We start from the raw sequence: 22,962 nt of genomic DNA, 5'->3' as shown, positions 1-22,962 counted from the left end.
GCGTAGTTTGCTCAGCGCACCTTATAGGCCTTTGCGCAGCGCACCTTATAGACCATGGTCCGCCGCAAACTTCGCGATTTTTCCTGTCTCGCCATAGGAGGTCTGCGCCCCCACGCCTGTCGCCGCATGAGCCGAGACCACCGCCGCAAGACGAGCTGCCGTCACCACATCATCGCCCGCGGCCAACGCGGTGAGGACCGTACCCATGTACGCATCACCGCAGCCCGTGGTGTCCACGACCTCGATGGGCAGCGCTGGAATGCGAGTGACTGCCACCTCGCTTTCCGACGTCCTCAAGACCGCAGACCCCTCCCCGCCAAGTGTGACAATGGCCGTGGAAATCCCGTGTTCGTCGGCAAGCGCGCGCCCAACCGCATCCCACTGACCGTGCTCGCAACCGGCGACCGCGCGCTCGGAGCCGATGATGGCTGCGAGTTCGTGCTCGTTGACAATGAGGACATCGACCAGCGCGAGCAGATCCTCACTGACCGCCCGAATCGGCGACAGGTTGAACACCACCGGCACACCCGCATCGTGGGCAATCTGTGCGGCGGCCAGGACAGCCTCATCACAAATCTCCAGACACAGACCGAGGCACCCAGCCCGCTGAATCTTGTCCGCATGACTGCGCACCATCTCAGCATCGACTTCGCCATTGGCGCCAGCGGAGATGACAATGAAATTCTCCGCCGCATCATCAACGACAATCATGGCTGTACCAGTGGCAGAGTCGACGGTCTCAACTGCAGAGATGTCCACGTGAGCGTCGGTAAGCGCGTCGCGCAGCAACTGCGCATTGGGATCCGAACCGACCGCGCCGACCAGTTCCACGGCCGCGCCCAGTCTTCCAGCCGTCGCCGCCTGATTCGCCGACTTACCGCCCGGCAGAATGCGCAGAGGACTGCCCTCGATAGTCTCGCCACCATGCGGCAGGCGCTTCACGGTGACAGTCAGGTCTGCGTTGATGGAACCGACGACACATACGTTTGGCCTCTGTTCAGCCAGCTCGGTGAGGCGCTCAGTAATCGGCATTGGTTCGACTCCTCGGTAGTGCGGACACGTTTTTTCCGACAATAGCGCTACCCCTTTCCGCCCACCATCAACTAAGCCGGTTTACCCCTTGTTTACTACCGTGGAGGTATGGCTAGAATCAGCGCCCAACAAGTAATAGATACCGTCCTCGACCACGGAAGTTTCACCTCCTGGGACGGCGCGCCCGAGCATGGCAACATCGACGAGTCCTACCGCGGCACACTGTCCCGAGCCTCTGAGAAGACCGGTCTCGATGAGGCCGTTATCACCGGTGAAGGCACCGTCGGCGGCAAGCGCGTCGCCGTCATCTGTTCTGAGTTCGGCTTCCTCGGCGGTTCTATCGGCGCCGCAACCGCTCGTCGTATTATTCGCAGCATCGAGCGCGCGACTGCGGAGCAGCTGCCGCTGTTGCTCTCCCCGACCTCGGGTGGCACTCGCATGCAGGAGGGCACTGCGGCGTTCGCGCTCATGATCTCTATTACCACCGCAGTGGCGCGCCACAAGGATTCTCACTTGCCATTCCTGGTGTACCTGCGCAATCCCACCACCGGTGGTGTCATGGCGTCGTGGGGGTCGGCAGGCCACTTCACCTTCGCAGAGCCCGGCGCGCTTCTCGGCTTCCTCGGCCCGCGCGTCGTCGAGCTCGCTACCGGCGAACCCATGCCCGAAGGCGTTCAGACCTCCGAGAACCTGTTCAAGCAGGGCATTATCGACGGCATCATTCCGCTCGAAGGTCTGCGCGGCGCTGTCCGCCGCACCATCGACGTGCTTGCCGACGGAGACGCCAGCGAACCCACCCCACCGCCAGCAGCAGCCATTGATGGTCGCGATACCTGGGAAGCTATCCTGCGCACCCGCGATACTTCTCGTCCAGGTGGCGGCGATATTATCGATGCCCTTGTCGACTGCTCCGTGCCGATTTCCGGCACTGGCGATGGCCACAAGTCGCTGTCGGTTCGGGCTCGCCTGGCGCGGATTGGTGAGCGGCCGGTGATTCTGGTCGCCCAGGATCGCCATAACCAGCCGCCGCTGGGCACGCATCCAATGGGGCCGGGCTCACTGCGTTTTGCCCGCCGTGCGATGCGCATCGCGGAAAGCCTGAACATTCCGCTGGTCACGGTCATTGACACCCCAGGCGCTGAGTTGACCAAGGACGCCGAGGAAAATGCCATGGCCGGCGAGATTGCCCGCACCTTGACCACGCTGGTGAACTTGAAGGTTCCGACCGTGTCACTCATTCTCGGCCAGGGCTGCGGTGGCGGTGCGCTGGCCATGCTGCCCTCTGACCGCGTGCTGGCAATGCACGATGCCTGGATGTCTCCGTTGCCGCCGGAGGGTGCTTCGGCGATTATCTACCGAGACACCGAGCATGCCCCGGAAATGATGGAGGAGCAGGGCGTTGGCGCCGAGGCCATGCTGAAGACCGGGGTCATCGACGAGATTGTGGCCGAACCTGAGAATCCGGCCGAACTGCCCCGCCGTGCTCTGAGTGCTATCGAGCACGCCCTCTGGGAGCTGGAGAAGAATCCGGCTCGCGTTGGCCGTGAGCAGCGTTTCGACCACTACCGTCGCTTCGCGCTGGGTGAGTAAGGGGTCTGGGCCTGGTTTGGGGCTGGTGTGGGGCTGGTTTGGGCCTTCAGCCCCCACCCCAACCTCAGAAAGCAAGAAAGTGACTGAGTTTATGACACTTTTGGGCAATTTTTCACGCCTGAAGTGTCATAAACGCAGTCACTTTCTTCGCCGGAAATCCTGCAAACCGCCGACGGAGGGATGGGCAGGAACCGCGAAGCGAAGCTCAGCCGACCAACAGAGCTAGCATGCGGACTTTTACTTAACGTCCAACAGGTCGATGACGAAGACCAGGGTCTTACCAGACAGGAAGTGTCCTGCACCAGCCGGGCCGTAAGCTTTCTCCGGAGGGCAAATCAGCTCGCGACGACCGCCGACCTTCATGCCCGGAATGCCTTCCTGCCAACCGGCAATCAGGCCGTTCAGCGGGAACTCGATGGACTGGCCACGGTTCCAGGAAGAGTCGAACTCTTCACCGGTTTCGTAGTCAACACCCACGTAGTGGACCTCGACACGAGCACCCGGGGTGGCCTCCTTGCCGTCACCGACAGTGAGGTCGTTGATGACGAGTTCCGTCGGAGCCGGACCGGACTTAGCAGTGAGTTCTGGCTTGGACAAGACAATCTCCTATCACAGTTGGCTTTTTCACAGTTGGTATTCAGCCCAACGTAAATGGACCCAACTTAAATGGGGTTTCTTAGAATTCTAGGAAAAATAAAAGGCGCGTACCAACCTTTCGAAGGCTAGTACGCGCCTTTTCGCGTTTTCAACGCTGGACTTTTCTATGCTGAGTTACCTGCGAGGAAACCCCTACGCAGTAATCGCTAGAAACCTTAGCGCTGGTCGCGCGGAACGAAGTCACGCTCGGTCTCGCCGGTGTAAATCTGGCGAGGACGGTTGATCTTCGATGCCGGGTCAGTGACCTGCTCGTTGAACTGAGCGATCCAGCCCGGGAGGCGGCCGATGGCGAACAGGACGGTGAAGAAGTCCGTCGGGAAGCCCATGGCCCGGTAAATCAGACCGGTGTAGAAGTCAACGTTCGGGTAGAGCTTGCGGGAGACGAAGTAGTCATCAGCCAGTGCAATCTCTTCCAGCTTCATAGCCAGATCCAGCAGCTCGTCGCCGCCGAGGTGCTGGAGCACCTCGTGAGCGGTCTTCTTAGCGATAGCTGCACGCGGGTCGTAGGACTTGTAGACGCGGTGACCGAAGCCCATCAGGCGGACGCCCGGCTCCTTGTTCTTCACGCGGTTCATGAACTCGGTTGCGTCGCCACCGTGGTTCTGCTGGATGTCCTCGAGCATCTCCAGAACAGCCTGGTTAGCGCCACCGTGCAGCGGGCCAGACAGAGCGTTGATACCAGCAGCGATGGAGACGAACATGGAAGCGCCGGAGGAAGCGACCATGCGGACGGTGGAGGTGGAGCAGTTCTGCTCGTGGTCAGCGTGCAGGATGAGCAGCTTGTCCAGAGCGTCAACCACTACCGGATCAACCTCGTAGTCAGCGGTCGGGTAACCGAACATCATGCGCAGGAAGTTCTCGCGAGCGTTCAGGTTGTTGTCCGGGTACATGTACGGCTCACCCTTGGATGCGCGGTAAGCGTATGCAGCCAGCATCGGGACCTTAGCCATCAGGCGAACCGCAGCCAGGTTGCGCTGCTCTTCGTTCAGCGGATCCAGCTCGTCCTGGTAGTAGGAAGCCAGGATGTTGACCGAGGAAGCCAGGGTCTGCATCGGGTGTGCGCCACGCGGGAAGATGCTGAATGCGCGACGGAAGTCCTCGTCCAGCAGGGTGTGGTGACGAATGTCGTGGTTGAACTGCGCAAGCTCTTCCTCAGACGGAAGGTGGCCGTGAATCAGCAGGTAGGAAACCTCGTTGAAGGTAGCCTTCTCAGCCAGCTGCTCAATCGGGTAACCGCGGTAGCGCAGGATGCCGTTACCGCCGTCGATGTAAGTGATCTTGGACTCGGTAGAACCGGTGGCGGCGTAGCCCGGGTCAAAGGTGGTCAGTCCAGTTTCCTGGAGCATCTTGCCCAGTGCGATACCGTCGTTACCCTCGGTTGCCTTGACGATGTCCATCTCGAACTCGCCGCCCGGGTAGTGGAGTACAGCCTTGCCGTCTTTAGTAGCCACAACTTCCCTTTCACAGAAAAATTTTTCTTAACGACTCCAGAGTGCGGGGGAAGCAGGCACAGCGGAAAACAGCATTCTGCCTCCCAACTCCACGCCACCCCTTCGGGGTCGCATTGTTTTCAATGATTCAATTATGCGCGACATTTGCGTTCCATTGCATCTTGCCCAGTGAAAAAAGTTTGCTTAGTTCACATCGACCGTGTCGTAACCATAAAGAACCGACACCTGCAGTGGATTAGAACACACAATATCAAAGAGTGTGAGCAGTGCAACACCCTCTACCCCATTCGGGCAGCCTGGGCTTACCCAATCTTGACCCTTCTTCACCCCGAAATGCAAATGGAAAAAACGGGTTTATTACGTTGTCACTGCTCATTTACTAACCAGGAGGTCAGGAGCACATTCAACAGCCAATGTCTTTAAAAGTTCAAAAGCCATCGAGCCGATGCCCGAAAACACATCGACTAAATCCACAATAATTCACCCCTCGCCGCCCGCCCGAGGCTCCACACCGCCAAGTTTTCAGCACCAACAAAACTGGAAAAAATTCTTCGCAAACTTTGCAAATACGCCAATCCACCCTGTTTTGTTATGCAAAGTACGGAAGCGGGGGCAATTGAACCCCACCCTTTTGCTATAAGTACCCCCGATTACCGCTAGAGTTTGAAGACAACGGCTGTATATCAAGCTTCACTTTGAATGCACTTTGAAAGGTTGCGCCTCATATGAGCGATCAATTCCCAGTCCTCCCTGAAGAGTTCCAGCCCGGCGACGGCCGCTTTGGTTGCGGTCCGTCGAAGGTTCGCCCGGCACAGATTCAGGCAATCGTTGACGGCGGTACCTCTATCATGGGTACCTCCCACCGTCAGCCGGCAGTGAAGAACGTTGTTGGTGAGGTTCGCGAGGGTCTGGCTGAGCTCTTCCAGCTTCCGGAAGGCTACGAGATTGTCCTGTCCCTCGGCGGCGCAACCGCTTTCTGGGATGCTGCCACCTTTGGGCTCATCGAGAAGAAGTCCGCTCACCTGACTTACGGTGAGTTCTCCTCCAAGTTTGCCAAGGCCTCCAAGATGGCTCCGTGGCTCGACGCTCCGCAGATCATCGAAGCAGAGCCGGGTTCCGCACCTGAGGTTGTCGCTGGCGAAGAGGGCGTTGACCTTATTGGTTGGGCTCACAACGAGACCTCCACCGGCACCATGGTTCCGGTCACCCGCCCGGCAGGCTCCGAGGGCCAGCTCGTGGCTATCGATGCCACCTCCGGTGCCGGCGGCCTCCCGGTCGACATGTCCCAGGCTGACGTCTACTACTTCTCCCCGCAGAAGTGCTTCGCTTCTGACGGCGGCATCTGGTTGGCTGCAATGTCCCCGGCTGCCATCGAGCGTATTGAGAAGATCAATTCTTCCGACCGCTTCATCCCGGCTTTCCTGAACCTGCAGACTGCCGTTGATAACTCCCGCAAGAACCAGACCTACAACACCCCGGCCGTCGGCACTTTGCTGATGCTGGCTGATCAGGTCAAGTGGATGAACGCCAACGGCGGCCTCGACGGCATGGTTGCCCGCACCACCGAGTCCTCCTCCCACCTCTACAACTGGGCTGAGAACCGCGCGGAGGCAACTCCGTTCGTCACCGATGCTGCAAAGCGCTCGCTGGTCGTCGGCACCATCGACTTCGAGGACAACATCGACGCCGCACAGATTGCCAAGGTTCTGCGCGCCAACGGCATCCTCGACATTGAGCCTTACCGCAAGCTGGGCCGCAACCAGCTGCGCATCGGTATGTTCCCGGCCATCGACCCGGAGGACATCCGTCGTCTGACTGGCGCTATCGACTGGGTTCTGGATAACGGCTACGCTGCAAAGTAACAGCCAAATACCGGCCTCAGCCGCATAGCTCCCGCGCCACGCGCAAGGGCATTGCCCCATTTGTCCGTGACGCGGGAGTTTTGTCGTTTACCATGATTAGTGAGCATTACTTATAACGTCGACCAACAAGGAGGTTCTCGCATGAGGGAGCTGAAGCCCGTTCTGGACGGCGATGTGACCGATTCACTGATTCTCGTTCCCGCCGATATCACCGAGCAGGAACGGCAGGAGGGACTTCGCTTCACGCTGCCTCTCGACGAGAACCTGCGCACTTTCCTGGTCGAGCACTTCGAGCTCGCCGATGCCACTGGTTCCCCTGCTGTAGCTGATTCCGCATCGCTTGCCGACGGATCCAGCGCCGCCACCGCCACTGCCAGCGGTAGCTCTGGGGAGAGTGCTACCGCAGAGAGCGGTTCCACCGACGGAAGTTCCACTAGTGGCAGCACAGCGGAAGCCACCACCGCAAGCGGCGACGCGGCCGAAGGCAGCGAGACGACCGGCAACTCCGCTACGGCAGGCGGGGCACCGAAGAAGACTCCAACGGCGCCGAAGCCAGTTCTGGAAGAGCCTCGCGTAGTTTTGTCGCCGCGCGAGATTCAGGATCGCATTCGCAGCGGCCAGACGGTGGAGGAGCTCATTGAGTACAGCGGCATGCAGCCGCGCAAGATTGAGTCCTTCGCCTACCCGGTGCTTGCAGAGCGCGCACGTATTGCGGAGCTCGGCAAGCAGTCGAAGCCACGTCGCATTGATGGCCCGGCCAAGTTGTCCCTGTGGGAGATTCTCGCCACCGCTTTTGCCGCCCGTGGCCAGGAACTCGCCGATGCCTCGTGGGATGCCTACCGCGACCCGAGTGGACAGTGGATTGTGACGGTTACTTGGAATGTCGGCCACACCACCAACGTGGCCGAGTGGAGTTACCAGGCGGAGGGACTTTCCGCGCTCACCATTGCTCGCAATGAGCTGGCAGCAGAGCTGATTGACCCCGACTTTGCCCGCCGCAACCGAGACTTGGCTCCGCAGGCCAATCGAGCTGCTGATACCGCGGATACCTCTGAGATGCCAGCCGCATGGCAGTCTTCGGCGGAGCCGCAGCGAGGCCACGGGGAGCAGGATGTTCCGTCGCAAAGCGATGCCGCCGACGACGATGTTGACGAGGCGGAGTTCTTGCAGCACCCGGACGCGGAGCAGCCGAAGCGCAAGAAAAAGACTGTCATGCCGTCTTGGGAGGATGTGCTTCTCGGCGTACGTCCGAACGGCCCGAAGAAGTAGGAGTTTCCCTCGACAATGAGCTCCATGACCAGTGGCAACGCTTCTGATTTCGAATTCTCCGCGATTCGCCGCGGTGTAGTCACGATTTGGTTTATCAGCACCAATGACCCTGCTGCGACCCTGGAGACAGGTGTTCAGCATGACCGCGGTTTCGGGCGTCGTTTCCTAGCTCTCTATGACTCGACGTTGCCGGTAACACCGATTGGTGATTTCCCGCTCAACCGCTCGGCGGAAACCGGTGACGGTGAATACTACATCGGTGGCTTTGAAGGCGTTGCCGTACTGCAGACGGTTCTCGATGATATCTCGCAGCTGTCCAAGCTGTCGCCTCGTCTACGGCAGGAGATTGCCGCCACGGACGTCTACGCGAGTGTGTCGAATAAATCCACGGGCTTCGGTGCCTTTGCGCATTGGCACGATGGTGAGCTCAAGCGCGCTTTCTCCGCTACTCGCTACCGCACACTGGAAGACATCGGACTTCCCTGCCCCGCAGAAGGCAGTTTCTGGGCGGGCAAGCACCGCCCGCTGCCCGATGCTTTCGAAGATACGGGTTCACGTCCACGGGAGGGGGTCGGTTTGCCGTTCGTTCCGGCAGAGCTTGCCGACGCCGTCATCACCGACTGGCTCGGATTCGACCCGCATTCGCCCGCTACAGACATCCCTGTTAGTGGTTTTGCGGTGGATGGCCGTCGTGCGGCTCCCGGAGCTTCGTATTCGACGTCTCGTAGTCCACGCGGGCTAATGGGTGAGCCGGGTTCCTCCGAGTCTGGCGCAGAGCTTGACCGTGCCTACGACGACTACGAAGTTCACAACGCAGAGCCGAACCGAGACTTTCTGGAGGAGCTCAGTCGCTTTGGGGCTAAGGCCAAGAACTTCGCTGGCCGCACCTGGCAGCGGGCGCGAGGCAAGTTCGGGAAATAGTTTCTACCGTCCTGCGCGCTCTGACTGAACGCGCAGTCGCTCGTAGAATGCGATCGCTGCGGAAGTAGCCACATTCAGGCTGTCAGTTCCCGGTGACATGGGAATGCGGGCACGCACATCGGTGGCTGCCATCGCGTGCTCGGTAAGCCCCTGCCCCTCAGCGCCAACGAGAATCGCGACCTTGTCCGTGTCCATGGCATCCCACAGGTCCACCGTGCCCGCAGGGGTCATCGACACCACGCGGAAGCCCTGCTCTTTGAGCTGGTCCAAGCTTCGCTGCCAGGTGGTCGTAGTACCGGGCAGAGTCGCAAATGGGACTGTCAGCACATGCCCCATGGAAACGCGCACGCTGCGGCGATACAGCGGATCGGCGCAGGCCGCGCCGAAGACGACCCCATCCACGCCCATGCCCGCCGCGTTACGGAACAGGGCTCCGATATTCTCGTGGTCGCCGACGCCCTCCATCACGGCCAAGGTGGTGGCTCCGCTCAGAACTTGGTCCACCGATAGCTCCGGCGCGCGGTCAGCGGTGGCCAGAAGGCCGCGGTGAAGATCAAATCCGGCCGCTGCGGCCAGAACCTCGCGGTCGAGTTCAAACCAGGGCACCGTTTCCGCAATAGCGGCCTCGCTCGCGGTCAGTCCGTCGGCAAGCGATGCGAGCTTCTGGCGAGTACCAAAGACTGCGCGGAGCGGAAAGCGTGAGCGCACTAACCGCGGCACAATGAGCGTGCCTTCGGCGATGACCAGCCCCTTCCCACCGGGCAAATCGGGGCGGGAATCGGACTTGTTGAGGTTGCGGATGTCATCGAGACGGCTGTCGGCGGGATCGTCGACGACGATGGGCGCAAAGCGTTCGAGGGATGCGTTGGTACTCATGGAAACTCTTTAGCCGCCCAGCAGAGCGGTGAACGGATCGGCGGCGAAGTAGATGATGAACAGGCCGGAGACAATCCACATCAGCGGATGTACGGACTTGGCACGACCCGAGAAGATAGCCATCGCAGCAAAGGTGATGAAACCGATGCCGATACCATTTGCAATCGAGTAGGTAAACGGCATGGTGACAATAGTCAAAAATGCCGGCAGTGCGATGTCGAAACGGGTGAAATCAATCTCGGTAATCTGCCCGATCATCATGGCACCGACGATGACCAGCACTGGCGCGGCAGCCTCGATGGGCACGATTTCATAGAGCGGGGTGAAAAACATCGCTGCCAGAAAGAGGATGCCGGTGACAATGTTGGCAAGGCCAGTGCGTGCACCATCGGCGATGCCCGCTGCGGAGTCCACAAAGACGGTGTTCGACGAGGAGCTGACTGCACCACCGACAATGGCACCGGTGCCTTCGACAACCAGTGCGCGCTTCATGTCCGGCAGCACACCGTCTTCATCGACAAGTGCGGCCTGCTTGCCCAGACCAGTCATCGTGCCCATGGCATCGAAGAAGTTCGCCAGGACCAAGGTAAACAGCAGCATGGTGGCGCTGAGGGCACCGACGCGGGCAAAGGATCCGAAAAGATCCACAGCTCCAACGAGGGACAAGTCCGGCATGCCGCCTACGCGGTCCGGCAGAGTCGGTACCGCAAGATTCCAACCGGTCGGCACTGGCTTGCCATCAGCGAAGGAGGGGCCCGCATCCGTCAAGGCCTCGACTGCGAGCGCAATGATGGTATTCAGCACGATGCCGATGAACAGGCCACCTGGAATATTGCGGACAACCATGATGCCGCAGATAATCAGCCCGAGGACGAACACGGCGGTCGGCCACGAGGCAATCTGACCATTGATGCCGAGCTGCACCGGAACAGTCGTGTCAGCGGCATCGGGAATACGGCGAACCAGGCCACCGTCGACCAGACCAATCATGGCAATGAATAGGCCGATACCCACACTCATCGCGGCCTTCATATCGGACGGAATCGCGTGGAAGACAGCTGTGCGGAATCCGGTCAGCGCCAGCAGCACGATAATCACGCCGTCCAGCACGACCAGGCCCATCGCTTCTTCCCAGGCCAGCCCCTCGTTAGCAACGAATGTCACGGCAACCAGGGTGTTGATGCCCAGGCCCGTCGCAATGCCGAAGGGGTACTTGGCAAAGAGACCAAAAGTAATGGTCATGACACCCGCGGCGAGCGCGGTGACAGCGGCGACCTGTGGTATCCCCAGGCTATTGCCGTTGACATCCTCGATATTGCCGAGGATCAGCGGGTTGAGCAGAATGATGTAGGCCATCGCGAAGAAGGTCACTACGCCACCGCGAATCTCGGTCACGGTCGTCGAACCGCGCTCCGTGATGTGAAAATAGCGGTCCACTGCCGAAAGATGGCTCCCCTTCCGTGCAGGCTTGGAGTCCTTCGCCTCATCTGAGGATGTTGCAGAGGTGGACGTACCTTTGTCCATTTTTTATGCCTCTCTAGAGTCTCTTTACTATCCGTGTCAGAGCGGAATTTTTGTGCCGAAAGCCGTAACGGTGCAGTCTCTGGGGCCACGGTGACGTCGAAACTGCACCTTCTTCGTCATCGCGTTTGCCTAGGTGGAAAGCTACAGGTGGGAATCCTGGTAGGGTTCCGCCACCGGTGCGCCCTGCCCCGTTACTTCCGGGATAGCTGAGTGAGCACCGCAGCCGTGGTCAAAGCTTACGGCCGTGGCATCGAATGTCCATTCGTTGACGCACACACCCCAGTTCTTACCGAGCGGCCCGGTCAACGGAACCATAAAGGCGCAAGTTCGGCAGCGGTGCAATGCTTCCCGAGCAAAGTCACTCTCGGGGCCGGTATCGCCCTCTTCCCAACGCTGCTCGGTATCTTCCACACCACGCGCCGACAAGGTGCGGGTCTGCAAGTCATCGCCGTCGAGTCGCTCATCTCCCACTGCAGCCGGCAACAGATCGCGCGGACCGAGGTCACCGGGGCGCAGCCGCTCCTCGTAGGGCACCCATTCAGGCGCCTGCAGCGCGGTTTCGCCAGGAACAAGAGCTACTTCACTGACCGTCGCCTGTTGAGTACCCGGCGCGCACGCGACCACCACATGCCACTCCCAGCCCCTGTATCCGGGCAGGTCAGCCGCAAAACGATGCACCGCAACGCCCTCGCCTACGACACTTACACCGGTGTGCGCGCCGGCAGGCCCCTCCCCGAGCTCTTCAATCGCGGTACGGGCAGTGTCGACCGCCTGGTGATTCATCACCTTCCCCCGTCGGCGGCTGTTTCGGGAACGTCGTCGATTTTCAGTCACGTTTCCTATCCTAGAGTGAAGCTATGGACAGATTCCCGTCGGGCGACGCAAAACTCGCCCGCCCCTTCCACTCATCACGCTTTACGACGGCCCGAGCTGCCATCCTCTCCGTGACAACTGCCGCCCTATTGGCCGGTTGTGCGGCTGAAACTGGTTCAGGTGGCAATCCCTCAGGCGAGGCCCCTTCTAGTGGCGCTAGTGCGGACTCGAACTCCGGCACCGCCCCAAGGTCGACTTCGGCATCGGTTAATCCCTCCGAGCTGGTCGGTGCCGATAAGGTGCCGGGGCTCGGTGACGTTCCGACACTGAAACTGGCCATCGAGCAGTCCTATCCTGTTTTGGCTCCACCACTTCCCACGGAGAAGAATGTCGCTGCGCCTTTCGTCCAGGGCCTTGAGTTCGAACCCGATGGCTCTTTGTTGATGGGTACCGGCCTCTACGGCGAGTCCCAGATTTACCGATTGCCACAGTGGCTCGACAACTCTGCAGCCGAGCCGACCAACGTGGAAGATTTACAGCCTGAACTCTTCGGCGAGGGGATTACCCGTCATGGAGATACCGTGTGGCAGCTGACGTGGAAGGAAGGACGCGCCATTGAACGCGACGCGGCTACTCTCAAGCAGCGTCGCGAGGTTCCCTTCGACACCGAGGGCTGGGGCGCGTGCTCCTTCGAGGACACCATCGTGACCTCCGACGGCAGTGGCACCCTCACTTTCCGCGCCCCCGATGACCTCTCTTCCCAGCGTCAACTGCCCGTCACTGCAGCAGGTACAGAGACAACGTGGCTCAACGAACTCGAGTGCGTCACTGTCGACGGCGACGCAGCTCCGGACGAAGTGCCGGACGAAGCACCAGCGGACACGAGCGATTCAAACAACCAGAGCAACGCGGACGGACCAAACTCCCCGCAATCGCACCGCGAGATTTGGGCCAACGTGTGGCAGAGTCCATTCATCTACCGCATCAACCCGGAAGACGGAAAGGTCACAGGCATCGTCGATGCCACCGAACTCTTCCGCGACTTGTACGCGCAGCTCGCCCCGGCAGAGCAAAACAGTATTGATGTGCTCAACGGCATTGCACTAATGCCGGATTCTTCCTCCACCTCCCCCAATGGAACCCGTCAGTTCCTGCTTACAGGAAAGAAATGGCCCACAGCCTACCGTGTTACCGTGAGTGAATAGCAGTATCTGGCCCGAGAACGGCTAGTGTGACTGAACGTAGCTTCAATTCCGTTACGAATGTCGGGAAGTGAGAGTTGATGGGATCGAGTAGGCGCCGCTGGCAACAGAATAGTAAGGCGTTCATGGTTGTCGGCGCTATTGTCGTGGTGGGTCTTGTCGTCACCGGCATTGTCCTTGCTGTCAATAAGTGGACCAACCAGGCAATCGACGATCCTCACGCGCTGTCCATCGAAGTCATTCAGGACGGCGAAACCACAGAGGTTCTTCCCTACCGCGTCTGCGACCTCTTTGAGAAGAATGCCTGCACCACGACTGAGGCCAACGCCGCCAAGATTTCCCTGGGCGAGCAGGAGACAGCTGAGGTTAACGTCGGCTCCACTGTTGGCTCTAACTCTTGGACTCTGCAGCGTTTCTTCTCCGACGATGCGGTCAACTCCACCTCTCGCAAGGATCCGGGCGAAGCCACGACCGAGACCATCGCCGGCTCCGCAGCTGTTGCCGGAAAACGCACCCCACTCGGGGTCGTGGAGGTTTCCACCGCGCTCATCGGAAAGAACTCCGAGGGCGAAGAGACTACCTACGGAATTACTTGGTCGATCGTCAACGAACCGTCGTAAAGCACAGCAAAACGCCCGTTCACTGAGGTTTTCCACCTTCGTGAGCGGGCGTTTTTCACATCTTCTAACGACTTACGAGTCCAGCTCGCGCGCGACCGCACGCAGGACTTCAGCCATCTGGTGTCCGTCCTTACGCTCCGGGTAACGCCCGGCGCGCAGGTCACGCTGCACCGTCGACTCCAGCATGGAAATCATGTCCGAAATCATGCCGTTGAGATCGCTGGGGCTGTGCTTCTTCGCTTGACGACGGGCTCCTGCGCCCCCACCTGCCCCGCCACGGCGGTGACGGGCACCGCGCGGTCCCTCGTCGAGCACCTTGATCCGGAGGGCCTGCGGGCCTGGGCGGCCGTCAGCGTAGTCGTACTCCAGGCGCTGACCAGTTACGAGTTCTTCCACGCCTTTCGGCAGCACGTTCTTGCCGATGTAGACATCTTCACCGTCCGGATTCGAAACGAAGCCAAAACCGCGATCCTTGTCGTACCACCTGACCTTACCGATGGGCACTTTCCACCTAACCTTCCCGTGCCCTGTGACTGGGGGCACTCAACCTCGTTCCCCTTGTGCAGCGGTGACTGCCCTTCGGGGTCTTCGGATCGGAGATGCAATTCTTCCGCATTTGCCACCGTCCTCGCACGCACAAATGGCCAGAGTTAGAGGCTCGCTCGGGGCGAGCTTGGCCAGACAGGACCGCGAGGATATGCCAGGCCGGGTGCTGTCTTAATGGTGTTCCTTTAATTAAGGTGCGACCAAAACAGGACGCACTCCAACCGGGAACACATTATTTATTACTGCTTACTAGTGCGAAGTGGCGGCAGCGGTAGCGGCGTGCATGTGCACGTCACCTCCGATTACCTAAAGAACTCAATTATACCCATAGATGGGGACATAAAGGGAAGACGGATCTGTGTGAAGCGAGCACTCTCGCGGATTGACGCACCGAGACGGCAACTAACTGCCAGCGTTGGTTCTTTATGGCTATCTCTTATGGCCATCCTTCTCAGTGCATGCGGCGCGCCAAAACCGGAAAAATAACAAGACGATAACGTGAGCTTTATCACATTTTGAAGTTTTAACTTACACAACACCAATAACAGTCACGTCTCTTACCTGCAGTTTCACCTACTTTTATGCATATTTCCCACCTGCGCTCAAAATTAAGAATCCAGCGATTCGCGTGACTATTTCGTTATCAACCGCTACGGTGTGCAATCGACGCGTTTAACGGACGAAGTCGCATAGATCGCCTTCATCTCACTCCAGTGCGATGACATCGGCCCGTTATCAATAACGTGAAGAACTTTCCATAAGAGTGAGATGGGGTTGCATTAGCCCCACTGGCGCCACAAAGAAAATCGACGAAAAGGAAATTTTCATATGGCTCGCCACGCAGCTAAGACCAACACCTTCGCTTCCACTTCGGCAAAGGTTGCACTGACCGGCGCAATCCTCGGTGCCGGTGCCGCTATCTTCGCACCGACCGCTTCTGCAGCTCCGGACTCCGACTGGGACCGCCTGGCACAGTGTGAGTCCGGTGGCAACTGGCACATCAACACCGGAAACGGCTACTACGGCGGTCTGCAGTTCTCCGCAAGCACCTGGAACGCTTTCGGTGGTAACGAGTTCGCTTCGACCGCTGATCAGGCTTCCCGCGAGCAGCAGATCTACGTTGCTGAGAAGGTCCTGGCTCAGCAGGGTTGGGGCGCATGGCCGGCTTGCTCCGCAAGCCTGGGTCTCTCCTCCGGCCCGACCGATCGTCCGCACCCGAGCCAGGGCTCCGCTCCTGTTCGCGCACAGGCCGCTCCGGCAGCTGCTGCTTCCGACTCCAAGACTGACCTGGTTCAGCAGTTCGCTGACCGCCTGTCCAACGTCGACAGCCTGTCCGACGCTCAGGCACTCATCGCTGAGTTCCGTGCACTGACCGGCGAGGTTGAGCTCCCGCAGGAACTGGTCGCAGCCATTCCGTTCGACCTGTCGAAGCTGCAGGGTCTGATCTAAGACTTTCGAGCTAGCCAGCTCATCACAGTAGCCCCGAGGGTAATCCCCTCGGGGCTACTTTTTGCCTTCCGCAGATTGGCGGTGCCGACCCAACGCGAGTTAGTGACTGCGTGAATTACTGTCTGCGTTTATGGCTGGCAACGGCGTACCAACGCGAGTTAGTGACTGCGTTTATGACAAAAATGACTCAAAAAATGGCTTGATAGTGTCATAAACCCACACAGTTTCACATTTGCAGCCCGCATCCATGGGGCCATTCCGGTGGATTAACCGGAAACGGGCTTGAATAAGCCCCCCGCCCACTTCAAGCCCCCCCACTTCAAGCGCCCCCTACTCAAGCCCCCGCCCCGAGGCCACTGATGTGAAAACCCGCAGCCATGGCTGAACTAGCAGTCACGGCTGCGGGCCTCCAGCAGAAGTAGCTCTGCTAAGAATCTAAAAGATTACTTGTTAATCACCGTGGTCGGGTGCACGTAACCCAGAGTCTCCGGATCAACCGGGAACTCAATGTCGCCGAAAGGCGAATCTGCACCAGCGTGGTGAGCAATCAGTTCAGTAACAGCGTGCTGACCAGGCTCGAGGTCCTTCGGCCAGCCGGGATCGACATAGGATTTCTTTGCAACGTTAGCCATGCTGAGATTATCCCAAAAATTTTCTCCCCAGTCACCTTCTCCCCTCCTTAAATCTCACTAAAGTGGGGATTGTCATGACTAGCACCACCCCCTTTGCACTCTTTTCCGACTGGTTGGCAGGTCAACCAGACCAATTTGTGGGCACTATCCTCAGCAATCGCCCCGATGCGCTGTCGCCACCGCCGAAGTCTTCCCAGGTGCTAGCGGCAAGGCTCCAGCTCCGCGCTTCTGTCTCCCGCGCGCTAACCAAACTGCCCGCACTGGAGCTCGCCTGCATTGAGGCCGCCGCCGACCTCGGTGCTGACGCCGAACCCGTCACTGCGGACGCCCTCATCGACTACATTCTCGACTTACTCTCTCGAGCAGAGGTTCCCGCCAATCAACGGCCCACGGCCACGCATATTCGGACAAGCCTCGATACCCTGCGCGAATACGGACTCATCTGGGGCAACGGTCCCGGCCCCCGCGGCACCTTCACCGGCAAGTCCACCCGCAAGAAGCCTCTGCCCTGGCAGGACTACTTCTGCCTCAGCGATGAGGTCGCCACCTCGTTGCCACCTGGCTGGTATCTTCTGCCCAATCCCGATGGCCCCAGCCGCAGCCAGCTACGCACGGCACTCACCGAGGTCACAGACAGGCAGCAGCGTCTCCTGGATACCCTCGCCAACTCCGGAGGGCTCGGCGTCACAAAGGACGCTCATCCGGATGCCGACCCTTCACTGCCGGTCCCAGCGCTCATCAACGCCGGCCTGCTCGAACGCATCGACGAGGGCACCGTCCGCCTGCCCGCCACCGTTCGCGCGCTTATGCGTGGAGTCGGGCTTGCCGACGACGACGTCCCCCTGCGCCCCGAAACCCCCGCTACCCACGCGATCGCCAGCGGTAACGACCGTGCTGCCGCCACTGCCTGGGAAACTTTGCGACAGGCGACTGACCTGCTGGACTTGCTGGGAACCGACCCCGCGCCGACCTTGAAAAACGGTGTCATCGGAGTGCGGGAAACCCGCAGTCTCATCGAGGAGCTCGGCGTCGACATCTCGGAGTTGGCTCGCGGCGTGGCTAATCTCAGTGCAGCGGGCCTGGTTCATGTCGGTACTCCACATCCGCTGCCACTGCACGACAGCGGTGGTGACTATTTCGCCCCCACGCTGGCAGCCGACGGCTTCCTCGACGCCGACCTGGTTGACCGGTGGGTGAGTTTGACGGTCGGCACTCGCACTAGCGACGCAGCTCCCTGGCGGGTCGACCAGCTCAATGAGGAAGGCAAGCGCATTGCTCTACTCTCCCCACAAGCTCGGCTCTCCGGGGTACCGTCAATCCGGGAAATGGTGCTGGCCTGCTGTGCGCAGGTGGCGTCGTCGGCAAGCGACAACGACATCGTTGCTCTGACTGACCTGCGTGAATGCGCCGCCTACTACTACCCGATTACCAACGCGAGGTGCACGGACGAGACGCTCAGTGGCGTGGTCGACGAGCTGGTCGCCCTCGGCATCGTCGTGCGGGACCCGGGCGTGGAAACGATTTCCGTCGGCCTTAGCGAGGTCGGCAAAGCCATGGTCGCGCTCATCGAATCCGGTACCGCCGAGGCCTTCGACGATCTGCGTGCCGCCTGTAACAACCTCTTGCCGCCGAACGCCTCGTACCTGATGGTTCAGGCGGACAACACCATCGTCGTACCGGGCCCCGCATCCCCGGAGATGGAACGCATGCTCAGTTCGATTGCGCAGCTGGAATCTCCCGGCCTCGCCAGCGTCTACCGCGTGACCGAAGACAGCCTCCGCGATGCCCTCGACGCCGGCATCAACGCCGCCGATATCTCGGAGTTTCTTTCGCGCTACGCCGTCGGCGAGGTGCCGCAGTCCATTACCTATTTGCTTGACGACGTCGCCCGCCGCCACGGTCGTCTCCGCGGTGGCCCCGCAGCTTCGTTTATCCGCTGTGACGATCCGGCCCTGCTGGCCTCATTCCAGAGTCACCAGGCTGGACAAAGCCTGGCGTTGCGGAAGATTGCCGAAACGGTGCTAATTAGCCAGGCCCCGCTTGCCCAGGTGATTGAGACCGCTAGAAATGCGGGCTTTTCCATCATCGCCGAAGATGCAGAGGGTTTGGTGCTGGATCTCGGTCGCGCTCCCTGCCGCATTGAGGCGCCAGCTCCGGTGCCCACTGCGCGTACAACGATGCCCGAACCGGAACGCATCAGCCAGGCGTTGACGGCTATTGCCGATGGCAACCGTGCTGCTGAGCATGCTGGTAGTTCCAGCGGCGCTACGGCCAGTGGCAGCACTGCTGGGGTCTCTGACTCGGCTGCGGATTCGACGACAGGTACGGGCACAGCTGCCGGTGCCAGCACTAGCACCGGTGGCACGAGCGACTACGCCTCCGGCACCGAAGCATTCAAGCTCCTGCAGCGCGCGGCTCGCCACGGTGACGACCTGTATTTGAGCTACGTTGACCGCAACGGCAAACCCGGCCGCAAGCGCGTGCGCCCAGTCACAGTCTCCGGTGGGCAGGTCGATGCTATCGACCCGGCCACCAGCCAAGTGCTGCGCTTCCTGCTGCATCGCATTACCGAAGTACATCCTGTCGACTAGGCGGCGGGCGCGCGGACCGTCGTAAAGCGATGCAGAAGCGAATGTGGCGGTTCGGGATGATTCGAGCCCGTGCCGCATCTTCTGCGTAATCGTGGCAGAATTGACCTTTAGCTTATTTTTGGTCGAATGTCTGCGAGGCGAGGAAATAATGGGTTTCGGTACGGGTCCGCTGATCGTCCAATCGGATAAGACGGTGCTGCTGGAGGTCGATAATCCGGAGGCGGATGCGGCACGCGCGGCGCTGGCACCGTTCGCGGAGCTCGAACGTGCTCCTGAACATGTGCACACCTACCGCATCACGCCGCTGGCGCTGTGGAATGCCCGCGCCGCCGGTCACGACGCGGAGCAGGTGGTCGACGTCCTCGAGCGCTTCTCCAAGTTCCCCGTCCCACAGCCGCTGCTTATCGACGTCGCGGAGACCATGGACCGCTACGGTCGCCTGAGCCTGACCAAGCATCCAGCTCACGGCCTTATTCTGGTCTCACACGACCCTGCGGTACTGGCCGAGGTGACCAAGCACAAAAAGATTCGTCCGATGCTCGGCGAGCAAATCGATGCCGACACCTGGACCGTGCACCCCTCCGAGCGAGGCCGTATCAAACAGGAGCTGCTGAAGGTCGGCTGGCCGGCCAATGACACCGCCGGATACATCGATGGTGAGGCACACGCCATCGCTTGGCAGGATCAAGGCACCGGAGGCCACGACACCTGGGAACTGCGCGACTACCAGCGCATGGCGGCTGATTCCTTCCGCGAAGGTGGCTCCGGCGTCGTGGTGCTACCCTGTGGCGCAGGTAAAACGATTGTCGGCGCGGCAGCGATGGTGGACGCGCAGCGCACCACTTTGATCCTGGTCACCAACACCGTCGCTGGCAGGCAGTGGCGCGACGAGCTGCTGCGACGCACCTCGCTGACCGAGGACGAAATCGGCGAATACTCCGGCGAAAAGAAGGAAATTCGCCCCGTCACCATTGCGACCTACCAAGTGGTCACGCGCAAGACCAAGGGAGAATACCGCGCACTCGAGCTATTCGATTCCCGCGACTGGGGCCTCATCATCTATGACGAGGTCCACCTCCTGCCCGCTCCTGTGTTCCGAATGAGTGCGGATCTGCAGTCGCGCCGTCGACTGGGGCTCACCGCTACCCTGGTGCGCGAAGATGGCCGCGAGGGCGACGTCTTCAGCCTGATCGGCCCGAAGCGCTACGACGCCCCGTGGAAGGACATCGAAGCCCAGGGCTGGATCGCACCGGCTGACTGCGTTGAGGTCCGCGTGACCCCAACCGAGTCCGAGCGCATGCTCTACGCCACGGCTGAGGCCTCAGACAGGTATCGTCTGGCCGCAACGACGCCGACGAAGATTCCCGTCGTCAAGCAAATCCTTGCCCGACACGAGGGCGAACCCGCTCTGGTGATTGGCGCCTACCTGGATCAGCTCGAAGAGATCGGCGAAGAGCTTGGCGTCGACGTTATCGAAGGAAAGACGTCCAACGCCAAACGCGAGGAGCTCTTTGGGAAGTTCCGGCGCGGCGAGATCAACACGCTGGTGGTCTCCAAGGTTGCGAACTTTTCCATCGACCTTCCCGAAGCCTCTGTCGCCGTACAAATCTCCGGCACCTTCGGTTCCCGACAGGAGGAGGCACAGCGTCTGGGGCGTCTCCTGCGCCCGAAGTCCGATGGTGGTGGCGCCGTCTTTTACTCGGTGGTGACTCGCGATACGCTCGATACCGAATACGCAGCTCACCGCCAGCGTTTCCTGGCGGAACAGGGCTACGCCTACCGAATCGTCGACGCTGATGAGTACCTCGGGCCCTCCCTGCCCGGTGATTCCACCGCTAGCTCGGAATCCTAGAAAACTGGATAACTAAAGGACTGCCATGAACTTTCACTTCCCCGTCAACCGCGAGCACACCAACGCCAACAACGAGTACTACCGCGATGCCCGCCGACTGCTCATCTCCTCCGGCATTTTCTCTGCTCTGCTGCTCGTCGGCGCTGTGCTGGTTCTAATAGTTTTCGACCGCACGCCGTTTGTTATCGGCAGCGCGGTTGTGCTTTTCGCCCTCGCGGCTCTCTACGTCGGCGTTACCTTCCAGGTGCGACGCGCAATTAAGGATCCGCAAGAGCTTTACGACGAATCCCCGCTGGTTCCGGCCATGATTGCGCGTGTGGATGAGCGGACCATGGTGCTGATGACCCTGGTGGACATGCGTAAAAACCCCTCCGATGGCGAGCCCGTCCCGGCCCTGGCTACACGAACTGTCACCACGATTTCCGGTGTCCCCCGCCGCGTGGGCGCGAAGGTGCCAGCTGTTGCTGTTGCCGGTACACACAAGAGCCGCACCGAGTTCTACGACGAGATCACCCCAGTGCCGCTCGCCTGGTCCACTCCAGACAAGTCAGTCATTGCCCAAGCCCAGCGCAATATTCCGGTCAACGATTGGAATGTGCTCGAACGCAACATCGACCGGGTGGAAGAGGTACACGCAACGAAGCGCAACCTCCTGCCGCTGAACTAGTCCGGGGGGGGGCTGTTAGCCCCCGACATTTTGGCACTGAACTGTTCTAGACCCGCCCCCGATTTCCCTTAGCAACGCTCCCCTCCGCGGTGCTCACATGCACGGCGAGAGCGCCATTAGGAACTGAAACGGGTTGACTAGCTCTTACCCCAGGACTCTTCGTTCTGCCGGTCAATCGCTTCCTTATCGTATTCACCTGCCGGGTCCTCTGGCAGCTCACGTTCCGTGTGAGTGGCCTCTAGAATGAACCGCGCCGCGTCCGTAATCTGCTCTCGCTGAACCTTTGGAACCGCAATCTGGTGAGTCGCCAAGAATACCGCCTGAGTGGCGTCTCCACCTGCCTCCTCGACCTTCTTCAGGTACTCGGTAGCTGGCCGAACAACAGTATCGCGGGAGGCCGCCTGAACGTGGACACGCATGCTTCGCGACGGCTCATGCAATCCCGGTGACACTTCCTTTGCCGAATCATCAGAGGTGCCGAAGAATGCCTGCAACCACACCGCAGGAGCACCACGCAGGTCTAGAGCCGGGGCAACGAGCAACAGAGCAACCGGAGTGTCTTGACTAATCTGGTCTACCGCGGAAACAACGTTGTGGCCGCCTGAAGAGACACCATAGAGAACTATCGGGTTCTGATCACTGATGGGCATTGCACCCAATTTTTGAAGCTGCAACGAATCATCTGCGACAGATGCGACTACCCGCGCGATGTCATTGACGGCCTCAGATACCTTGTGCTCTGGTGCAAGCCGGTAATCCACGTCCACAACAATTGCGCCCGATCGGGCTGCCAGGGCAGCCATATTTGGGCCGAAGGAATTCTCACGCAGACTGCCGTCGCCCATCCAGAAAGCGCCGCCGTGTGCGGCAACTACCACAGATCCGGTTGGATCCTCCGGAACAAAAACCCGCACCGGAACGCTAGGACTATCCCCCACCATCGTTTCCGTCACCTCTACCTTGCCGTCGGCATACGCAAGGTATGGCGAAGAATGGTTGACAGCCGCCCCCAGGACCATCATTGAACCGTGAATGATGGCGTCTGGCATACGAGCGCCGCGGTCATTGACTGAAGCACGAGCCTTCTTAATGTCTTCCTCAGAGGCACCCAAGGGGACAACCTCGCTCAAGTAGGAATAGGCCGAGACGTGTTCTTCGAGCCATTCAATAAGCTGTTGTAGCTTACCTTCTTCGGTCGTTACGGGAGTGAAGTTGTCTTGAGCCTCGTCCTCAGAAGAAGCGAGGTTAACCACATCGGAGTTAGGTGTCTGATTAGTCATAGAGACAGTCTGCCACAGAGAGCCAACGAGGATTCACCAAAAGAGGAAACCGAGGATCCGATCGACGCTTAGTTAATTCTGTTTACCTGTGGGTAACAAAAAGTGGGCCGCAGCACCCCAACCCCCAC

At 60.0% G+C, this 22,962-nt stretch carries 19 protein-coding genes; 10 read left to right on the top strand and 9 right to left on the bottom strand.

Annotated features, from left to right (window positions below):
• Positions 1–45: 45 nt before the first annotated feature.
• Entirely contained in the window at positions 46–1,032 is a 987-nt protein-coding gene (locus HMPREF2820_RS03280) for a ribokinase (protein WP_049189719.1), read from the bottom strand.
• Positions 1,033–1,140: 108 nt separating this feature from the next.
• Between HMPREF2820_RS03280 and HMPREF2820_RS03275 the strand changes: the two genes are divergently transcribed.
• Entirely contained in the window at positions 1,141–2,622 is a 1,482-nt protein-coding gene (locus tag HMPREF2820_RS03275; RefSeq protein ID WP_070595314.1) for a carboxyl transferase domain-containing protein, read from the top strand.
• A 237-nt stretch (positions 2,623–2,859) separates the two neighbouring features.
• Here HMPREF2820_RS03275 and HMPREF2820_RS03270 read toward each other — a convergent pair whose 3' ends face one another.
• The gene (locus tag HMPREF2820_RS03270; RefSeq protein WP_005511805.1) at positions 2,860–3,219 is read right to left on the bottom strand and encodes an FKBP-type peptidyl-prolyl cis-trans isomerase; all 360 of its coding nucleotides are present in this window, start codon (positions 3,217–3,219) and stop codon (positions 2,860–2,862) included.
• A gap of 215 nt (positions 3,220–3,434) precedes the next feature.
• A complete protein-coding gene (locus tag HMPREF2820_RS03265) occupies positions 3,435–4,730 on the bottom strand; it encodes a citrate synthase (protein WP_083308411.1) in 1,296 nt (431 codons plus the stop codon).
• A gap of 725 nt (positions 4,731–5,455) precedes the next feature.
• Here HMPREF2820_RS03265 and serC point away from each other — a divergent pair.
• From serC to HMPREF2820_RS03250, 3 genes are all read left to right on the top strand, one after another.
• Positions 5,456–6,592 carry a phosphoserine transaminase gene (gene serC / locus HMPREF2820_RS03260; protein WP_049171366.1) on the top strand — a complete coding sequence of 379 codons (1,137 nt, stop codon included), beginning with the start codon at positions 5,456–5,458 and terminating at the stop codon, positions 6,590–6,592.
• Between the two features lie 141 nt (positions 6,593–6,733).
• On the top strand, positions 6,734–7,861 hold the full coding sequence (gene sepH, locus HMPREF2820_RS03255; RefSeq protein WP_070602767.1) for a septation protein SepH: 1,128 nt from the start codon (positions 6,734–6,736) through the stop codon (positions 7,859–7,861).
• Between the two features lie 15 nt (positions 7,862–7,876).
• The gene (locus tag HMPREF2820_RS03250) at positions 7,877–8,782 is read left to right on the top strand and encodes a DUF6928 family protein (RefSeq protein ID WP_070602765.1); all 906 of its coding nucleotides are present in this window, start codon (positions 7,877–7,879) and stop codon (positions 8,780–8,782) included.
• Positions 8,783–8,785: 3 nt separating this feature from the next.
• Here the strand turns inward: HMPREF2820_RS03250 and HMPREF2820_RS03245 are convergent, their stop codons facing one another.
• The 3 genes from HMPREF2820_RS03245 to HMPREF2820_RS03235 form a co-directional block, all read right to left on the bottom strand.
• Positions 8,786–9,658 (bottom strand): TrmH family RNA methyltransferase, encoded by an 873-nt coding sequence (locus tag HMPREF2820_RS03245; RefSeq protein WP_070565964.1) that lies wholly within the window; start codon positions 9,656–9,658, stop codon positions 8,786–8,788.
• A gap of 9 nt (positions 9,659–9,667) precedes the next feature.
• Positions 9,668–11,182, bottom strand: a complete 1,515-nt coding sequence (locus HMPREF2820_RS03240; RefSeq protein WP_016423312.1) for an NCS2 family permease — start codon at positions 11,180–11,182, stop codon at positions 9,668–9,670.
• Between the two features lie 141 nt (positions 11,183–11,323).
• Entirely contained in the window at positions 11,324–12,016 is a 693-nt protein-coding gene (locus HMPREF2820_RS03235) for a DUF3027 domain-containing protein (RefSeq protein ID WP_224433761.1), read from the bottom strand.
• A gap of 23 nt (positions 12,017–12,039) precedes the next feature.
• On the opposite strand from HMPREF2820_RS03235, the gene HMPREF2820_RS03230 reads away from it, so the two are divergent.
• Positions 12,040–13,200: a glutaminyl-peptide cyclotransferase gene (locus HMPREF2820_RS03230; protein ID WP_070602763.1), complete on the top strand. Its 1,161-nt coding sequence runs from the start codon at positions 12,040–12,042 to the stop codon at positions 13,198–13,200.
• Positions 13,201–13,322: 122 nt separating this feature from the next.
• On the top strand, positions 13,323–13,817 hold the full coding sequence (locus HMPREF2820_RS03225) for a DUF2771 family protein (RefSeq protein WP_016423315.1): 495 nt from the start codon (positions 13,323–13,325) through the stop codon (positions 13,815–13,817).
• A gap of 72 nt (positions 13,818–13,889) precedes the next feature.
• Here the strand turns inward: HMPREF2820_RS03225 and HMPREF2820_RS03220 are convergent, their stop codons facing one another.
• Positions 13,890–14,321, bottom strand: a complete 432-nt coding sequence (locus HMPREF2820_RS03220; RefSeq protein WP_005511873.1) for a cold-shock protein — start codon at positions 14,319–14,321, stop codon at positions 13,890–13,892.
• Between the two features lie 870 nt (positions 14,322–15,191).
• Here HMPREF2820_RS03220 and HMPREF2820_RS03215 point away from each other — a divergent pair.
• The gene (locus tag HMPREF2820_RS03215) at positions 15,192–15,812 is read left to right on the top strand and encodes a transglycosylase family protein (protein ID WP_016423316.1); all 621 of its coding nucleotides are present in this window, start codon (positions 15,192–15,194) and stop codon (positions 15,810–15,812) included.
• A gap of 443 nt (positions 15,813–16,255) precedes the next feature.
• Here the strand turns inward: HMPREF2820_RS03215 and HMPREF2820_RS03210 are convergent, their stop codons facing one another.
• Complete coding sequence (locus HMPREF2820_RS03210; RefSeq protein WP_016423317.1) at positions 16,256–16,444, bottom strand: hypothetical protein; 189 nt, start codon at positions 16,442–16,444, stop codon at positions 16,256–16,258.
• Positions 16,445–16,518: 74 nt separating this feature from the next.
• Here HMPREF2820_RS03210 and HMPREF2820_RS03205 point away from each other — a divergent pair, with 74 nt between their 5' ends.
• From HMPREF2820_RS03205 to HMPREF2820_RS03195, 3 genes are all read left to right on the top strand, one after another.
• Complete coding sequence (locus HMPREF2820_RS03205; RefSeq protein WP_070602761.1) at positions 16,519–19,035, top strand: helicase-associated domain-containing protein; 2,517 nt, start codon at positions 16,519–16,521, stop codon at positions 19,033–19,035.
• 148 nt (positions 19,036–19,183) lie between these two features.
• Complete coding sequence (locus HMPREF2820_RS03200; protein ID WP_016423319.1) at positions 19,184–20,887, top strand: DNA repair helicase XPB; 1,704 nt, start codon at positions 19,184–19,186, stop codon at positions 20,885–20,887.
• A 25-nt stretch (positions 20,888–20,912) separates the two neighbouring features.
• Complete coding sequence (locus HMPREF2820_RS03195; protein WP_070602758.1) at positions 20,913–21,554, top strand: DUF3239 domain-containing protein; 642 nt, start codon at positions 20,913–20,915, stop codon at positions 21,552–21,554.
• Positions 21,555–21,691: 137 nt separating this feature from the next.
• Here HMPREF2820_RS03195 and HMPREF2820_RS03190 read toward each other — a convergent pair whose 3' ends face one another.
• Positions 21,692–22,834 (bottom strand): alpha/beta hydrolase, encoded by a 1,143-nt coding sequence (locus HMPREF2820_RS03190; protein ID WP_070602756.1) that lies wholly within the window; start codon positions 22,832–22,834, stop codon positions 21,692–21,694.
• Positions 22,835–22,962 lie beyond the last annotated feature (128 nt).

The sequence above is a fragment of the Corynebacterium sp. HMSC064E08 genome, assembly GCF_001811805.1.
Taxonomy (GTDB): domain Bacteria; phylum Actinomycetota; class Actinomycetes; order Mycobacteriales; family Mycobacteriaceae; genus Corynebacterium; species Corynebacterium jeikeium_D.
This window is presented reverse-complemented; position numbering and strand designations above follow the sequence as displayed.

Excerpts from the sequence above, each read along its gene's own strand:
- HMPREF2820_RS03250 (WP_070602765.1), top strand. The coding sequence starts at position 7,877 with ATGAGCTCCATGACCAGTGGCAACGCTTCTGATTTCGAATTCTCCGCG.
- HMPREF2820_RS03210 (WP_016423317.1), bottom strand. The coding sequence starts at position 16,444 with ATGGCTAACGTTGCAAAGAAATCCTATGTCGATCCCGGCTGGCCGAAG.
- HMPREF2820_RS03225 (WP_016423315.1), top strand. The coding sequence starts at position 13,323 with ATGGTTGTCGGCGCTATTGTCGTGGTGGGTCTTGTCGTCACCGGCATT.
- HMPREF2820_RS03190 (WP_070602756.1), bottom strand. The coding sequence starts at position 22,834 with ATGACTAATCAGACACCTAACTCCGATGTGGTTAACCTCGCTTCTTCT.
- HMPREF2820_RS03200 (WP_016423319.1), top strand. The coding sequence starts at position 19,184 with ATGGGTTTCGGTACGGGTCCGCTGATCGTCCAATCGGATAAGACGGTG.
- serC (WP_049171366.1), top strand. The coding sequence starts at position 5,456 with ATGAGCGATCAATTCCCAGTCCTCCCTGAAGAGTTCCAGCCCGGCGAC.
- HMPREF2820_RS03205 (WP_070602761.1), top strand. The coding sequence starts at position 16,519 with ATGACTAGCACCACCCCCTTTGCACTCTTTTCCGACTGGTTGGCAGGT.
- HMPREF2820_RS03245 (WP_070565964.1), bottom strand. The coding sequence starts at position 9,658 with ATGAGTACCAACGCATCCCTCGAACGCTTTGCGCCCATCGTCGTCGAC.
- HMPREF2820_RS03240 (WP_016423312.1), bottom strand. The coding sequence starts at position 11,182 with ATGGACAAAGGTACGTCCACCTCTGCAACATCCTCAGATGAGGCGAAG.
- HMPREF2820_RS03215 (WP_016423316.1), top strand. The coding sequence starts at position 15,192 with ATGGCTCGCCACGCAGCTAAGACCAACACCTTCGCTTCCACTTCGGCA.
- HMPREF2820_RS03275 (WP_070595314.1), top strand. The coding sequence starts at position 1,141 with ATGGCTAGAATCAGCGCCCAACAAGTAATAGATACCGTCCTCGACCAC.
- HMPREF2820_RS03195 (WP_070602758.1), top strand. The coding sequence starts at position 20,913 with ATGAACTTTCACTTCCCCGTCAACCGCGAGCACACCAACGCCAACAAC.
- sepH (WP_070602767.1), top strand. The coding sequence starts at position 6,734 with ATGAGGGAGCTGAAGCCCGTTCTGGACGGCGATGTGACCGATTCACTG.
- HMPREF2820_RS03230 (WP_070602763.1), top strand. The coding sequence starts at position 12,040 with ATGGACAGATTCCCGTCGGGCGACGCAAAACTCGCCCGCCCCTTCCAC.
- HMPREF2820_RS03280 (WP_049189719.1), bottom strand. The coding sequence starts at position 1,032 with ATGCCGATTACTGAGCGCCTCACCGAGCTGGCTGAACAGAGGCCAAAC.